We start from the raw sequence: 15,686 nt of genomic DNA on the forward strand, positions 1-15,686 counted from the left end.
CTGATGCCCCCGTCCGTCGGCGCGGCATGCCACCATCATCCGGGCGGTGACTGGTGATACGAGATCAAGAAGAGACCGACACGACGAAGGAGCGGGGCGTGCAGCCTGCGACAGCGGCGAGCACATCCGGCTCCGAGTCGCGCCCGGAAGAGGCCGGTCAGCGATCCGGTGAAGGCACGGGTCCGGGTGAGCGCGCGAAGCCGGGCGAGAGCGCGGTCCCCGAAGCCGGGCATGACATCGAGGCGACGGGTGCTGCGGAATCGCGGGGGGTGACCCCCGAGGGAGAAGGCACGGAGCCCGCCCCCGAGGACAACCGGGACGGCCGGCCCGAGGCTGCGGAGAGTGCCCGATCCGACCACGGTGACGACCCCGCCGGCGACTCCCCGGCGCACGAGACCCCGTCGGCCACCGAGCCGGTGTTCGGCGACGAACCCCTGCTCCCCGCCCGGGTGCACCGCCCGTCCGACCTCACCCGGCTGCTGACCGGCATCCTGCTGATCGCGGCGCTCCTCGCCATCGCCGCCTTCGCCCACGGCACCACGTCCGGCCTGGAGTCGGACATCTCCAAGCGCACGGGGCAGGCCCCCGACCTGCTGGTCAAGCTCGCCGGCCTGCTCGCCAGCATTGCGGTGCTGCTCGTCCCCGTGGCGTTCGCCATCGAGCGTCTGATCAAGCGGGACGGACTGCGGATCGCGGACGGCGTGCTCGCCGCCGTGCTCGCCCACGGTGTGACGCTTGCCACCGATCTGTGGGTCGCCGACGCCGCGCCCAGCCAGATCCAGGACGCGCTGACCCAGCCGCAGACGGGCGGGGGCCTGACGGATCCCGTCCACGGCTACCTGGCGCCGGTGATCGCCTATATGACGGCCGTCGGCATGGCCAAACGCCCGCGCTGGCGGGTGGCGCTGTGGGGGGTGCTGCTGCTCGACGCGTTCGCGATGCTGGTGGCGGGCTACACCACCCCGTTCTCGATCATCCTGACGGTGCTGATCGGCTGGACGGTCGCGTACGGCACGATCTACGCGGTCGGCTCACCGAACGTCCAGCCCACCGGGCAGACCCTGCTGGCGGGTCTGCGCCGGGTGGGCTTCCGTCCGGTCACGGCCATGCGCGCGGAGGACGCCCCCGAGTCGCCCGAGAACGGCGACCGGGGCCGCCGCTATCTCGTCACCCTGGAGGACGGCCCACCGCTGGACGTCACCGTCGTCGACCGTGAGCAGCAGGCGCAGGGCTACTTCTACCGGGTGTGGCGCCGGCTCACCCTGCGCGGCATCTTCACGCGCCGTTCGATCCAGTCACTGCGCCAGGCGCTGGAGCAGGAGGCGCTCCTCGCGTATGCCGCCATCGCCGCGGGTGCGCATGCCCCCAAGCTGATCGCCACGTCGGAGCTGGGGCCCGACGCCGTGATGCTGGTGTACGAGCACCTCGGCGGACGTTCGCTGGACTCGCTGCCCGACGAGGAGATCACCGACGGGGTCGTGCGGGGTGCCTTCGAGCAGGTGAAGGCGCTCCAGTCGCGCCGCATCGCCCACCGCAGGCTGACCGGCGACGCGATTCTGGTGGATCGTTCCAGCAAGGTGCTGCTGACCGATCTGCGCGGCGGCGAGATCGCCGCCGGCGACATCGTGCTGCGTATGGACATCGCCCAGCTGCTGGCCACGCTGGGCCTGCGGGTCGGGGCCGAGCGCGCGGTGGCGGCGGCCGTCGACGTCCTGGGCCCCGACGCGGTCGCCGACTGCCTGCCCTTGCTCCAGCCGATCGCCCTGAGCCGCTCCACGCGGGCCACCCTGCGGAGGCTCGCGCGGGAGCGTTCACAGCGCGAGCGCGAGGCCGTGCTCGCGACGGCCGAGGCGGCCAAGCAGGCCAAAGCACAGGCATCCGTCGCGGACGACGGCGAGCAGGGCGAGTCCGACAAGGCCGTCAGAAAGGCCGCCCGGAAGTCACAGCGCGCCGAGAAGCAGGCCGAGAAGCGCGCCATGGACGAGGCGCTGGACGAGGCCCGCGAGGAGGATCTGCTGGCCCAGATCCGGCGGCAGGTGCTGCTGATCCGGCCGCAGGCACCGGTCGAGCCGGTCCGGCTGGAGCGGATCAAGCCGCGCACGCTGGTCTCGCTGATCGCCGGGGCCATCGGCGCGTACTTCCTGCTGTCGCAGCTGACCAAGACGGACCTCACCGTGGTCGCCGAGGCCCACTGGGGCTGGGTGTCGGCGGCGGTGCTCTTCTCGGCCGTGAGCTATGTCGCGGCGGCGATGAGCCTGCTGGGCTTCGTACCCGAGCGGGTGCCGTTCCTGCGGACCGTCACGGCACAGGTCGCCGGCTCGTTCGTGAAGATCGTCGCCCCGGCCGCGGTCGGCGGAGTAGCCCTCAACACCCGCTTCCTCCAGCGCTCCGGTGTACGCCCCGGGCTCGCCGTGGCGAGTGTGGGCGCCTCCCAGCTCTTCGGGCTCGGCGCACACATCATGCTGCTGCTGGCCTTCGGCTATCTGACGGGTACGGAGAAGACCTCGCCGGTGACCCCGTCCAGGACCGTCATCGCCGGTCTGCTGACCGTGGCCGTGCTGGTGCTGGTGGTGACCGCGATCCCGTTCATGCGCAAATTCGTGTCGACGCGGCTGCGCTCGCTGTTCGTCGGTGTCGTCCCGCGCATGCTGGACGTGCTCCAGCGGCCGGTGAAACTGCTCACCGGAATCAGCGGCATGCTGATGCTGACCGGTGCCTTCGTGATGTGCCTGGACGCCTCGATCCGGGCCTTCGACAACGGCAACCAGCAGCTCAGCTACGCCAGCATCGCCGTGGTGTTCCTCGCGGGCAATGCCCTCGGATCCGCGGCGCCGACGCCAGGCGGTATCGGCGCGGTCGAGGGCGCGCTGACCGTCGGCCTGGTCGCTGTGGGGCTGCCGTGGGAGGTCGCGGCCCCCGCTGTGCTGCTCTACCGGCTGCTGACGCTCTGGATCCCGGTGCTGCCGGGATGGGTGTCCTTCACCCACCTCACCCGAAAGGGTGCACTCTGAGGAACGCGTCACTGACGTACGGCCCCTGCTGCTTCCGCCCGTGTTTCACGCCACCGGTCCGCAAGAGCCCGACAGGCGGGCCGTGGCGGAACGCCGCAGGATGGGCTCATGCCGACCTCCACCCCCCTCCTCGCCGCGGCGACCGCGGCGGTGCTCCTGGTGACCGCAGGATGTTCTGACGGCGGAGGGGGCAGCGGCGCCCGGACGACGCAGGACACACGGGGCCTCGGCGTCCAGAAGCTCGACTGGCAGCCGTGCCCGGCCCCGTCGGAGGCGGAAGGCGGCGGGCCCGCGCCGTCACCGCTGCCCGGCGGCGCGACGTGGGAGTGCTCGTTCATGGAGGTCCCGCGCGACTACGCGGAACCGGACGGCGACACGTTCGAGATCGCACTCATACGTGCGAAGGCCAAGGACCAGTCCAAGCGAATAGGCTCCCTGCTCTTCAACTTCGGCGGTCCGGGAGGTTCCGGAATCAGCGCGCTGCCCTCGATGGCCAAGGACTACGAGAAGCTACGCGAGCGCTACGACCTGGTGAGCTTCGACCCGCGCGGCGTCGGCCGCAGCGAGCCCGTCGAATGCGCGGACAACAGGCAGCTCGACGAGTACTACGCCCAGGACGCCACGCCCGACGACGCCAAGGAGGAGGCGGCGTACACGGACCGGCTTCGCTGGTACGCCTCGGGCTGTGAGAAGAACTCCGGCGACTACCTGCCCTATGTCGGTACCACCAACGCCGCCCGCGACATGGATCTGATGCGCCAGGCGCTCGGCGACGACAAGCTCCACTACCTTGGCTTCTCCTACGGCACCGAGCTCGGCGGCGTCTACGCGCACCTGTTCCCCAAGAACGTGGGCAGGGCCGTCTTCGACGCCGTCGTCGATCCCAACAGCACCTCGGAGCAGGGATCGCTGGGCCAGGCCAAGGGCTTCCAGCTGGCGCTGGACAATTTCGCCGCTGACTGTGTCGCCCGCGGCGACGAGTGCCAGTTGCCGGGCAGCACGGCGCAGGAGGTGGAGCAGTTCATCATCGGTCTGCTCGCACGCCTGGAGAAGAAGCCCATCCCGGCCAGCGGCGACCGTGAACTCACCCAGACCCAGGCGACGAACGGCATGGCGCAGGCCCTGTACTCCAAGGAGTACTGGCCGCTCCTGGAGCAGGGCCTGGACGAGGCGGACGGGGGAAACGGAGCGCTGCTGCTCGCCCTCTCCGACGCGATGAACGGACGCAATCAGGAGGGTCAGTACAGCAACATCCAGGCAGCCAATTCCGCGGTCAACTGCGTCGACTCCAAGGAACGCTTCTCGTTGGAGCAGACGAAGGCCAAACTGCCCGAATTCCGCAAGGCATCGCCGGTCTTCGGCGACTATCTCGGCTGGGGCCTGATGAGTTGCACCGAATGGCCTGTGCCCGGGCAGTCGGAGCACCCGGACGTCTCGGCACCGGGCGCCGCGCCGATCCTGGTCATCGGCAACACCGGTGACCCGGCGACACCGTACGCGGGCGCCAAGGCCATGGCCGAGCAGCTCGGCAAGGGGGTCGGCATCGAGATGACCTACCGCGGCCAGGGGCACGGGGCCTACGGCAGCGGAAGCGCCTGCGTGCAGTCCGCCGTCGACAAGTACCTGTTGGACGGGGTTGTTCCGGCCGCCGGGACGGTATGCGAGTGACATCCGCAGCGGTCCTCCGGACGGCGTTCCGGGGCCGTTCCCGGTGGTGTGCCCCGAGGTTGACAGTGATCACGGCTGTGACGTTCTGTCATCGGACTCCCCGGTTGTCCACAGGCGTGGTCACTGTCGGTGGCGGAGCCTAGGATGGCGGAGCAGTCGATCACATGGACGGGGGCCCTGAATGACGTGGCGCACGAGGGCGGGGGCGATGGCGTTCGCGCTGGCGTTGTCGCTGACCTGCGGGGGGCTGGCGGCCTGCGACACCATCGGCGGGACGAGCGGCGGCCACGGGCGAGGGGCGCCCGCGCCGCTGCCCGTGCGGAAGGGCGATGCGGCGAGCGGACTGCCGGATGTCCTGGTCAAGCAGCGACCGGACTGGCGGTCCTGCGAAGGCGACGGCTGGACCTGCGCCGAGGTGAAGGTTCCGCTCGACTACGCCGATCCGGACGGCGAGACGATCTCGCTCGCCCTGATCCGTCGCGAGGCACGCGACCAGGACAAGCGCCTCGGCTCGCTGCTGTTCAACTTCGGTGGGCCGGGAGGTTCGGGAGTGGAGAGCCTGCCGGGCTTCGCTCCGGAGTTCGAGACGCTCGGCGCCCGCTACGACCTGGTGAGTTTCGATCCGCGCGGAGTAGCGAAGAGCTCCGGTGTGGTGTGCCGCAGCGACCCGGAGCAGGAGGAGGCGACCACCCGCGTCGACCTCACTCCCGACACCCCGGCCGAGGAGGCGGCGTACTTCCGGGACGCCGAGACCTTCGGCGCGGGCTGCGCCGCCCGCTCGGGCGAGGTGCTCGCCCATGTCGGCACGACGGATGCCGCCCGCGATCTGGATCTGATCCGGCATGTGCTGGGCGACCGCAAGCTCAACTACTTCGGCATCTCCTACGGCACGGAGCTCGGCGGCACCTACGCCCATCTGTTCCCGGGGAATGTGGGGCGGACGGTGCTGGACGCCGTGGTCGATCCCACGGCAGACGCCACGGGCCACGCCCGCAATCAGGCCACCGGTTTCCAGCGTGCCCTGGACAACTACCTGACCGGCAGAGGGGAGAATCCGGCTGCCGGGTCGCAGCGGATAGCGCGGCTGCTGGAGCGCATCGACCAGAAGCCGCTGCCCGCCGACAACGGACGCGAGCTCAACCAGAGCCTCGCCCTCACCGGTATCGTCATGGCGCTCTACTCCGAGAGCCTGTGGCCGAAGCTCACCGACGGCCTGAGTGAGGCCGAGCAGCGTGGCCGCGGCACAAAGCTGCTGACGCTCGCCGACCTCTACAACGACCGTGACGCCAGCGGTCATTACAGCACCCAGAGCCATTCACAGCGGGCGATATCGTGCGCCGACAGCAAGCGGCGGCCGAGCCCCACGGATGCGAAGGCGCTGCTGCCGGAATTCCGGAAGATATCCCCAGTGTTCGGCGAGTTCCTGGCCTGGGACACGGCGGGCTGGTGCGCGAAGTGGCCGGTGCCCGGCGAGCGGCTGACTCCGGAGGCGAGCGCCCCGGGAGCGGGGCCCATCCTGGTGGTCGGCACGACCGGGGACCCGGCGACACCGTACGAGGGCTCCCGCCGGATGGCGGACGAGCTGGGTGTGGGCGTCGGGGTACTGCTGACCAACAAGGGCGAGGGTCACGGGGGCTATAGCCCACAGAACCGCTGCGTGACCCGGATCGTGGACGACTATCTGCTGAACGGCACGGTTCCGCAGGACGGAAGGACCTGCGGCTGAGGGCTGTCCCAGCGCAGCGCCGTGATCCGGAAGCGATCGGGGAAGAGCTGCGGGCAGGCACCGGCCCGGAGGCCGGGCCTGCCCGCTGAGCCCGAAAGGCGACCTGAGGTCTAGTAGATCGGCTTGCCCGGCTCGATCTGGTTGACCCAGCCGATCACGCCGCCGCCGACGTGCACCGCGTCCGCGAAGCCCGCGGACTTGAGCACGGCGAGGACCTCCGCACTGCGGACACCCGTCTTGCAGTGCAGGACGATCTTCTTGTCCTGCGGGAGATCCTGGAGGGCGTTGCCCATCAGGAACTCGTTCTTCGGGATCAGCCGTGCGCCGGGGATGGAGACGATCTCGAACTCGTTCGGCTCGCGGACGTCGATGATGTCGATGTTCTCGCCGTCGTCGATCCACTCCTTGAGCTGCTTGGGAGTGATCGTCGAGCCGAGCGCCGCCTCCTGGGCCTCCTCGGACACGACGCCGCAGAAGGCCTCGTAGTCGATGAGCTCGGTGACGGTCGGGTTGTCACTGCAGACCGCGCAGTTCGGGTCCTTGCGGACCTTGACCTGGCGGTACTGCATCTCCAGGGCGTCGTAGATCATCAGGCGGCCGACCAGCGGCTCACCGATACCGGCGAGCAGCTTGATCGCCTCGTTCACCTGGATGGATCCGATGGACGCGCAGAGCACGCCCAGCACCCCGCCCTCGGCGCAGGAGGGCACCATCCCGGGCGGCGGGGGCTCCGGGTAGAGGCAGCGGTAGCAGGGACCGTGCTCGGACCAGAAGACGGAGGCCTGACCATCGAAACGGTAGATCGAACCCCATACGTACGGCTTGTTGAGCAGCACGCACGCGTCGTTCACCAGATAACGGGTGGCGAAGTTGTCCGTGCCGTCGACGATCAGGTCGTACTGGCTGAAGATGTCCATCACGTTCTCGGCCTCGAGCCGTTCCTCGTGAAGGACCACGTTCACATAGGGGTTGATGCCCTTGACGCTGTCACGCGCGGACTCGGCCTTGGAGCGGCCGATGTCCGCCTGGCTGTGGATGATCTGGCGCTGCAGATTCGACTCGTCGACCTCGTCGAACTCCACGATTCCGAGCGTGCCGACCCCGGCTGCGGCCAGGTACATGAGGGCCGGCGAGCCGAGCCCGCCCGCGCCCACGCAGAGCACCTTGGCGTTCTTCAGCCGCTTCTGCCCGTCCATCCCGACATCCGGGATGATCAGGTGGCGGGAGTACCTGCGGACCTCGTCTACGGTGAGCTCGGCAGCCGGCTCGACCAGGGGTGGCAGCGACACGGAGACCTCATCAATACAGCTGGTGGTCGTTACGTCAGTACGGTTGTTCTGGCTGTAACAGTGCCACGCGCCCTCTCATTCCGAGACACCCGGTCCAATACGCGAGACAATTTCGTCCCAGTAGCCGGGCAAGGAGTCGAACGCCCCGGTTCGTCCCGTTCGGTCGGTGAAGAAGATCGTGCCCGCCCCCTGCCAGCGGGCGATGCGCATGGCCTCCTCCAGATGCGTCCGCGGCACCCCGTGCACGAAGTGGACGAACCGTTCGGGCGGATGGTTCGCGGTCCACTCGGCGACCTGGGACCAGCGGTAGTCGGACCAGGCTCCGGAGAAGGTGACGAGCTGATCGGCGACCTCCGCATAGCCCTGGTAGGGATGCGTGCCCTGGCCGAGGACCAGGTGTCCCCCGTCCAGGACGGCATCCAGGGTGGCCGTCAGGCGCCGTACGCCGGGCAGGTCCGCGCGGTCCACCGGGCAGCGGTCCAGCAGGAACCCGCGGACCCGGTACCAGTCGAGGTAGCGCTGGGCGTCTGTGACGAGCTCGGCGAAGGGGCGGGCGCCATGGGCCAGGTCGAGATGGCCGAGCACCCGCATCCCGACGTTGTTCAGCCTGCCCGCGGCCTCCAGGCAGTGCGGGTCCGGCTGGATGCCGGGGCCGCCGCCGGCGACATTGAGCACCGCCCAGTGCAACGGGGTTCCGGGGCGGGTCAGCTCCGCCCATTCCACGGGAGCCACCAGCGGATGGGCATAGCCGGGGACGCCGAAACCGAGCCGGTCGGCGCCGGGGGCGGAGAGCACGGGGCCGGTGGAGGTCAGATACGGCACGCCGCCTCCATCCAGATGTCCGCGAGGGACTCCTCCAGATTGATCCGGGGCCGCCAGCCCAGCCGGTCACGGGCCGTGCGCACATCCGCCTGCTGCCAGCTTCCGCAACCGTCGGGGTACGGGAACGGGGTCGCGCCAAGCTGCTCCGCGAGGGACTCGGGGCCGCGCGGGGCACCGATGTGACCATGGCCGGGACGCACGGGGGGTGCGTCCACCTCGTGGAGCGCCCCGGTGAACCCGGCGACCCTGGCGAGCACGGCGGCGGCGTCCCTCAGGCGCACGGCGCGGCCGGTGCCGATGTTGACGACTCCCTGCGCGGCGGACAGCGAGGCGGCGTGCACGGCGCGCGCCACGTCCCGTACGTCCACGAAGTCCCGCTGTACGCCGAGGCCGCTCAGCTTCAGCTCGCCGTCGCCGGACTGCATGGCCCGGCGCATCGCCTCCGCCAACCGCCCCAGGGGGGATCCGGCGGGGGTGCCGGGACCCACGGGCGAGAAGACCCGGAGCACCACGGCATCCAGTCCCGAGCCCAGCACCAGCTCGGTCGCGGCGAGCTTGGAGACCCCGTACGGGCCGCCCGGGCGCGGGACGCTGTCCTCGGCCGTGGACGAACCGGCCTGGGACGGCCCGTACTCGGACGCGCAGCCGAGTTGGACGAGCCGGGCGTCACAGCCGCTGCGGCGCAGGGCCTCGCAGACGGTGGCGACGGCCACGGTGTTGTGCCGGGTGAGGTCGCGGGCTCCGCCGCGGGTCGCCCCGGCGCAGTTGATCACCACGCCGGGATGGACGGCGTCCAGGAAGCGGGTGAGCGCACCCGGGCTGCCGCCCGAGAGGTCGAACCGTACGTCGGCGTCATCGCCGCGCCCCAGGGCCGTGAGGTGCACGGCCGGGTCGGCCAGCAGCCGTTCGGCGACGAAGCGGCCCAGGAATCCATTGGCTCCGAGCAGCAGCACCCTCATCGCGCGGCTCCTCGCTGCCGACGGGCCACGCCGGCGCGGACAGCCGATGCTGGATGGGACGGGTTCATGTCGTGCGTCTCCTCAGGGATGTTGCTCGGTGATCGGTCCGGTGCGCCCGCGGCGTCGGCTCCGCGGGAACGTGGGGGGTGTGGGGGGCTCGGAAGGGCCTCAGCAGGTCCTCCGGAGAGTCAGGTGGAGTGCGCGGAGGCCCGGGAAAGTGCGGCGGTGGCACGGAGCAGCAGGCCGAGGGCAGCCACTCCGCAGGCGAACGCCGGGACGGCACCCTGGCCCCAGCCAAGGACGACGGACTCCACCGGCAGAGCCACGGCGGCACACCCGGGAAGCCGGCCGACGAGCACGGAGGCCAGGGCGAGTGCCTCCAGGGCGACGGCGGCAACCAGCCCTGCGGCGGCGGACCGGGCGCATCCATGCACCGTGAGCAGCCGTGCCAGGAACAGCAGCAGGCCCAGGGTGACGGCGGGCGCCGCGTCCACCTGCTGCACGAGTCCGGTCAGCGCCACCACCGCGATCAGGACGGCGGCATACAGCGCGACGGTCGCCAGCAGCAGGGGGCGCACCGCGGCGGCGAACTCCTCGAGACTGCGACTGCCGCCCAGCTTGCGCCGCGCCGCGCCGGCGAACATCCGGGCGCTGAACGCCGCGGGAGCGACACCGAGGGCGAGAACAACGAGCAGCCCCGCCATCGGCGGCCAGGGCCAGCCGGGCGCTGCTGACGAGGGGACAGCGCCATCCAGGAGCCGTCCCACGAGGCCACCGCCCGCCAGGGAGAAGGCAAGCAGCCAGCCCACCCACAGCCGACCCGACCGAACCCTGCGCCCCGATGCCCGCAGAGAGCCGCGCCGGAGGCTGTGGGCCAAGGCCGCGGCCAGGACCATCGCCCCGGTCGCCGCCGCGCCGATGCGCATCCCGCCACTTGTGAGGTTCACGGCGGTCACGGCAGCGACGGCGACGGCACCCGGCAGCAGCGCGGGCAGCAACAGCACCGTCGCGTGTGCCGCGGGTGCCCGCCCTGCCCAATCGGCGGTCCCCGCGCCTTCGGCGGGCGCGCTCGCGGTGGCGGCCTCGCCCCGGGGCACCCGGGCGTACATCTCCTCGGCCAGCGAGAACACGTCGCGGTGTCGGAACCGGGCCGCGGTGCGGTCGGTCAGCCCGTGGGCCTCCAACCCAGCCGCGATCTCCAGGGGGTCTACGGCCCGCTGGCACAGCTCGCGGTGCCGGTGTATCAGCGTCTTCACCGGGTCGGCGGGTCCCCGGCGGGCGGCGGTCTGCCCAAGAGAGGCCCCGGGGAGCACAGTGGTCTGGATCGCCGGGATCGCCGGGATCTCTGAGGTGGTGTCAGGCATCGGGGGCTCCTGCGGTGACCGCCTCGGCCAGTGGGCCGTCCGCCCACGTGGGGCGGGTACGGGCCCCGGTCCAGTGGCCCGGGACATGGGCCTCGGCGGGGGTGGTGAAAGGGAGGGAGGGGGCACCGGTGTCGCGGTGCGGGCAGCTGTGGGACAGGAGCTCCAGGTAGATGCCGCGGAAAGCGGCGAGGTTCTGCTCGACGGTGAAGAGCTCAAGTGCCCTGGCCCGCGCCGCCGCCCCGAGCCGTGCACGGCGTTCCGGGTCGCGCAGCAGCGCGATACAGGCGTCCGCCAGCGCCTTCGGGTTGCGCGGAGGCACCACGAGACCGGTACCGCCGATGACCTCGACGACGGCCCCGGCGTCCGTGGACACGGTGGCGCACCCGCAGAACATCGCTTCGACGAGGCTGACGGGGAAGCCTTCGACGACGCTCGAAAGCACGACGACGGCGCCTGCGGTGTAGGCATCGGCCGGCTCCGGTGCCTCGGGGCCACCGATCTCCTCGAACGAGACGGGGTTGTCCCCGACCGTGTGCGCACCGGCCGCCTCGTCCGGGAACAGCTGCGCGGCCAGCGCCCGGCAGTGCCCGAGGTAGGCGAGTCCCTCGGGCTCCTGCACCGGGGCGGCCAGGATCCGGAGCTTGGCATCCGGCTCCGCCGTGCGCACCTGCGCGAAGGCGTGGAGCAACGCGACCAGGTCCTTGGCCGGTTCGATCCGGCCGACCCAGACCAGAGTGTGCGGGTCGCCCCGGAACTCCCCTTCACGCACCTCGGCGAAGCGGTCACCGTCCATCCCGGGGTAGACCGTGCGCAGCCGTGCGGGGTCGGCACCGCAGCGCTCCTGCCAGCGGCGGGCATGGGTGTTGCCGGGGGTGATGAGGGACGCCTGGCGGTACAACTCGGTGGCCAGCAGCCCCTGGAAGCGCGCCAGCAGCGCCCGCACGGGCACGCTGGCACCTTCGCCCGCGGCTCCGCCCGCGCCCGCGGCGAGATAGTGCGCCCGCAGCTGTACGCCGTATTCGGTGACCAGCAGCGGCACCCCGAAGAAGCGTTTGGCCAGAAGCCCGGGCAGCGCCGCCGATCCGCCGGAGGTGGCATGGCAGAGGTCGACGGCGCCCAGCGAGTCGCTCCCGTACCAGTCGAGGCTCAGCGGGCGCAGCGCCCTCTCCAACTGGTCGGCGAAGGCGAGCAGGTCGGGCACCGTCGCGGTGTGCGCGGCGCGGGTGGCGCCGGGCGCACGGCAGGCGGATTCCATGGCGCGCGCGGCCGGATCGGAACGGAGGGCGGTGTGGAGACCACCGTGCTCCCGCGCGAGCTCGGCGAGTCCGTAGAGCCCCTCGGCGAAGCGGTGCTCGTCGCCGCCGCAGACCCCTGCGGCCAGCTCCCCGAAGTGTTCGGCGAACTGCTTGCGCGCGCGCCGCCCGTGGCTGCGGCCGTCGTCCTCCGGCGCCCAGAGCGGCGCGGTGCGCACCCGCTCGACCTGCGGCGGAAGGTCGACCCAGCCGGCGTCCTCCTGCTCGGCGCTCCGGCTCAGGGCGTAGACATCGAATTCGTGCTGTGTGAGCCCGCGCACGAGCCGGTCGCACCAGAGCCTGGACTCACCCGTCGCATACGGATAGCCACCTTCCGTGAGCAGTCCGATCCGCACGAGTGCACCCCCGATCTCTTCTGTGGACGGCCGCCGTTGGTCCCGGCGGCTTGCGGCGGGACGACGTTATGCGGACAAGACGGTGGCGCGACGGACGGTTGTCCATCGCGCCACCGGAAGGGGTGAATACACGTAACTTTCCCGGGCTCGCGGCGTTCGATAGCGCTACGAACCGCCCGGGCGGCGACTCCGCGTCAGCCGGTGGGGTAGGCCCAGGGGTTGGGGCGGCAGCGGACTCCGTCGATGTCGAGCGACTTGGTCTGCTGCTGCATCACGGGCGCCAGGGCGCCGGGCGTCTCGCAGTTCACATGACCGTGCCCGAGCCGGTGGCCGACCTCGTGGTTGATCAGCATCTGGCGGTACGGGAGCATCGCCTTGGACCCGTACGTCGGGGAGCCCTGGGCCCAGCGGTAGGCGTTGATCATCACGCGGTTCGTGCTGGGGGAATTGCAGGAGACGTTGCTGACGGTGACGTCCAGATCGGACTTCGCACACCAGACCCCGGTGGTCCCGGGGCTGGCCAGGGTGACCACGAACTCGGGTTCTCCGGAGGAGATGCGCTCGAACGTCATGTCCCCGTCGTGAGCCCAGCTCCGCTTGTCGTTGAGGGTCTGCTGGACGGCCTTGGCGAAGAGCTTGCCGTCCAGAGCGAGGCCCTTCTCGACGTCGACCCGGTAGCGGATCTTCTTGCCGGCGCCCGGTGCCTTGTCGGATCCGGGCACCGCTTCGAAGCTCCCCTGCCCCTTGAGCTTGGGGTCCAGCGGGAACTGCTTGGTCATCAGCTGCGCGTAGCCGAGCGGGGCGGCCGGAGCCTGGGGGGCCTGACGCGGCGGGGCGAGGCGGTCGTCGGAGCGGGATGCGGAGCCGTCCGCGCTGCCCCGGTCCGCTTCAGCCGCCGCCTGCGGATCCGGCTCGTCCGCACCGCCGCCGGCGACCTGTCCGGCGACGACCACCGCGAGGACGGTGGTCACAGCGGCGGCGGCGATCCCGGTGAGCGTGCGGCCCTTGATGGTCCTGGCTGCCGGCGCTTCGGGCGCCTCGTCACCTGATGTGCCGTCAGGAGCGGTAGGCGTCTGAGGCCCTGGCGCGCTTGGCTCGTCGTCGAAGGCATCGACGAACTCCCGCCGCGGGCCGGGGATCCGGGCTCCGGCGCCGATCGGCGAGCTCTGCCGCGCGGGTCCCGGCGGGGCCACGACCGGGTGCGCTCCCGTCGCGGTGGCCGTCTGTCCGCGCGGGACGCCCTGCCAGTCCCCGTACCGGGTGCCGTTCTGCGGCACCCCCCAGGCTCCGCCGGGCTCGTGCTGTTCCGGGTGGCCGCCGCGCACCCGGGGCACGCCGTGCGCCGGGGTGCCATCGACGGAGATGCCGTGCGCCGGGGTGCCGTACACCGGTGATCCATGTGCGGGCGTGCCGTAAGCCGGAGTTCCGTGGGCGGGTGTGCCGCACACCGGTGACCCGTGTGCGGGCGTCCCATGAGCGGGCATGCCGTGTGCCGGGCTCGGATATCCCCCCTGGCCCCCGTACTGCTCGGCCTCCCCCGCGCTCGCCGCCGTGGCGTTCCCCGCGGTCCTGCTGTCCGCGGCCTTGGGTGCGGGGCCCTTGCGGCTGTGTCGTCCCACGCCCCGGATCAGCTCCTGCCGCTGTTGTCGTCGAGAAGTGACCTGACGGCCGCAGCGACCGTCTCCGGATACTCCATCATGGCGACGTGTCCGGCGTCCGGCAGAGTGAGCAGGCGCGAGTCACGGAACGCCGCGGCCGCCCTGCGCGCCATCCGGTACGAGACGAGCTGGTCCCGGCACCCGTAGACGAGGAGCGTCGGTGCGAGCACCCGTTCCGCCTGTCGCCACAGTCCGTGCTGCCCGCCGAGCGTATAGGCGTCGACGATGCCGCGGGACGAGCGGGCCATCGCGTCCCAGAAGTACGGGAGTTCGAGCCGTCGCTCCATCTCCTCCACGGCATGCCGGAAGCCCTGATCGGACACCCTGCCCGGGTCCCCGTAGCAGAGGGCCATCACCCCACGGACCCGCATTTCCGGGGTCCAGTCCTTCGTCAGACGGCTGAACAGCCGGGCCACACCGGGCACCGCGAGCGCCACCGTGGGCCAGACGGGGCGCTGGACGCGCAGCTCGGGCAGCGCGGGCGAGACAAGGGTGAGGCTGCGGACGAGGTCGGGGCGTACCGCGGCGATACGGGTGCAGACCGCACCGCCCAGCGAGTTCCCGAGCAGGTGCACCGGACCGCGCCCGGAGGCGTCGAGCATCCGGATGACCGCGCGCGTGTGTGCCGTGATCGAGTAGTTGCCGTCGTCCGGTGGCGGGGAGTCGCCGAATCCGGGCAGGTCGACAGCTTCGCCGTCCACCCGGTCGTCGAGCTGCTCCATCAGTGCGGACCAGTTCTGGGACGAGCCGCCGAGACCGTGGACGTAGAGCGCGGGGGGCAGGCCCGCGGAGGCCGGGGGACGCGCACGCACGGTGAGCGTCAGACCGGGCAGGGCCACGGAGCGCAGCTCCTCGCCCGCCGCGACCCGGACGGCGCGGATGCGCGGAGCCGGTGCGGAGGCACGGGAATCCGGCAGCTCGGTCGAAGACATGAGGGCAATGTTACGAGACGATCACGCCACCAAAGCTGTGTTCGCCGTCACACGCCCCGGGCCCCCCCACCGGTCTCAGGGCACCCCTGCACCCATCCGTGCCTCTCCGTGCCCGTCGGCCCCCACGGACACTTCGGATCGGCGGCTCACACGGGCACCGTCACCAAAACAGCACACTCCACCGCATAGCGCTGGGCAGCAGGAACTCCTACGCTCTACATAGGGCACGCGCCCCGCCCACCTGCTGCCCGGATACGCACAGGAAAGGGATCCCGATGGCTGTCGATCCGGCGGACCCGGAAACCTTCACGGAGGACGACCAGGGCCAGACGATCGCTCTCGACGCGCTCGCCGACCTCGAGGAACTCGATGAGGAGGTCCCCGAGGCGGATGCCGCCGAGCAGCACACGGAGCTGCAGCAGCGACGGGACGACCCACTGACCCGGATCAGCATGTTCGCCGCGAACGAGGCGGATGCGGTGGAACAGGCGCGAGTGGTCGCACTCGACGAGGACGACTACCGCTGAATTGTTCGGATTCCTGTCCGTTCCGGCTTCCATGGGCGTCCGGTACGTGAAATTCTGCGCTCGCACCGCGCACACCACGGTT

General features: G+C 71.1%; 11 protein-coding genes. 4 read left to right on the plus strand and 7 right to left on the minus strand.

Annotation, left to right across the window (positions count from 1 at the left end; all coding sequences use genetic code 11):
* Window positions 1-98 precede the first annotated feature (98 nt).
* The 3 genes from ACFV6V_RS21110 to ACFV6V_RS21120 all read left to right on the plus strand — a co-directional run bounded on the left by ACFV6V_RS21110 (window position 99) and on the right by ACFV6V_RS21120 (window position 6,405).
* Window positions 99-3,011, plus strand: a complete 2,913-nt coding sequence (locus ACFV6V_RS21110) for a lysylphosphatidylglycerol synthase domain-containing protein (protein ID WP_385567113.1) — start codon at window positions 99-101, stop codon at window positions 3,009-3,011.
* Window positions 3,012-3,119: 108 nt separating this feature from the next.
* The gene (locus ACFV6V_RS21115) at window positions 3,120-4,679 is read left to right on the plus strand and encodes an alpha/beta hydrolase (RefSeq protein ID WP_385567116.1); all 1,560 of its coding nucleotides are present in this window, start codon (window positions 3,120-3,122) and stop codon (window positions 4,677-4,679) included.
* 181 nt (window positions 4,680-4,860) lie between these two features.
* Window positions 4,861-6,405, plus strand: a complete 1,545-nt coding sequence (locus tag ACFV6V_RS21120) for an alpha/beta hydrolase (RefSeq protein ID WP_385567118.1) — start codon at window positions 4,861-4,863, stop codon at window positions 6,403-6,405.
* 110 nt (window positions 6,406-6,515) lie between these two features.
* Here ACFV6V_RS21120 and moeZ read toward each other — a convergent pair whose 3' ends face one another.
* The 7 genes from moeZ to ACFV6V_RS21155 form a co-directional block, all read right to left on the minus strand.
* On the minus strand, window positions 6,516-7,694 hold the full coding sequence (gene moeZ / locus ACFV6V_RS21125) for an adenylyltransferase/sulfurtransferase MoeZ (protein WP_385567121.1): 1,179 nt from the start codon (window positions 7,692-7,694) through the stop codon (window positions 6,516-6,518).
* A gap of 75 nt (window positions 7,695-7,769) precedes the next feature.
* Window positions 7,770-8,516 carry a spherulation-specific family 4 protein gene (locus ACFV6V_RS21130; protein ID WP_385567124.1) on the minus strand — a complete coding sequence of 249 codons (747 nt, stop codon included), beginning with the start codon at window positions 8,514-8,516 and terminating at the stop codon, window positions 7,770-7,772.
* Complete coding sequence (locus ACFV6V_RS21135) at window positions 8,504-9,475, minus strand: NAD-dependent epimerase/dehydratase family protein (protein WP_385567126.1); 972 nt, start codon at window positions 9,473-9,475, stop codon at window positions 8,504-8,506. The genes ACFV6V_RS21130 and ACFV6V_RS21135 overlap by 13 nt, the downstream gene beginning before the upstream one ends.
* 188 nt (window positions 9,476-9,663) lie before the next feature.
* Window positions 9,664-10,839 carry a hypothetical protein gene (locus ACFV6V_RS21140; protein ID WP_385567129.1) on the minus strand — a complete coding sequence of 392 codons (1,176 nt, stop codon included), beginning with the start codon at window positions 10,837-10,839 and terminating at the stop codon, window positions 9,664-9,666.
* Entirely contained in the window at window positions 10,832-12,487 is a 1,656-nt protein-coding gene (pelF, locus tag ACFV6V_RS21145) for a GT4 family glycosyltransferase PelF (protein WP_385567132.1), read from the minus strand. The genes ACFV6V_RS21140 and pelF overlap by 8 nt, the downstream gene beginning before the upstream one ends.
* A 194-nt stretch (window positions 12,488-12,681) precedes the next feature.
* Complete coding sequence (locus ACFV6V_RS21150) at window positions 12,682-14,106, minus strand: DUF3152 domain-containing protein (protein WP_385567135.1); 1,425 nt, start codon at window positions 14,104-14,106, stop codon at window positions 12,682-12,684.
* A gap of 8 nt (window positions 14,107-14,114) precedes the next feature.
* On the minus strand, window positions 14,115-15,077 hold the full coding sequence (locus ACFV6V_RS21155) for an alpha/beta fold hydrolase (protein WP_385567137.1): 963 nt from the start codon (window positions 15,075-15,077) through the stop codon (window positions 14,115-14,117).
* Between the two features lie 275 nt (window positions 15,078-15,352).
* Between ACFV6V_RS21155 and ACFV6V_RS21160 the strand changes: the two genes are divergently transcribed.
* Window positions 15,353-15,604, plus strand: a complete 252-nt coding sequence (locus ACFV6V_RS21160; protein ID WP_385567140.1) for a hypothetical protein — start codon at window positions 15,353-15,355, stop codon at window positions 15,602-15,604.
* Window positions 15,605-15,686: the final 82 nt, after the last annotated feature.

Origin of the sequence: Streptomyces sp. NPDC059828 (assembly GCF_042731955.1) — a bacterium.
In the GTDB taxonomy this organism is placed as follows: Bacteria; Actinomycetota; Actinomycetes; order Streptomycetales; family Streptomycetaceae; genus Streptomyces.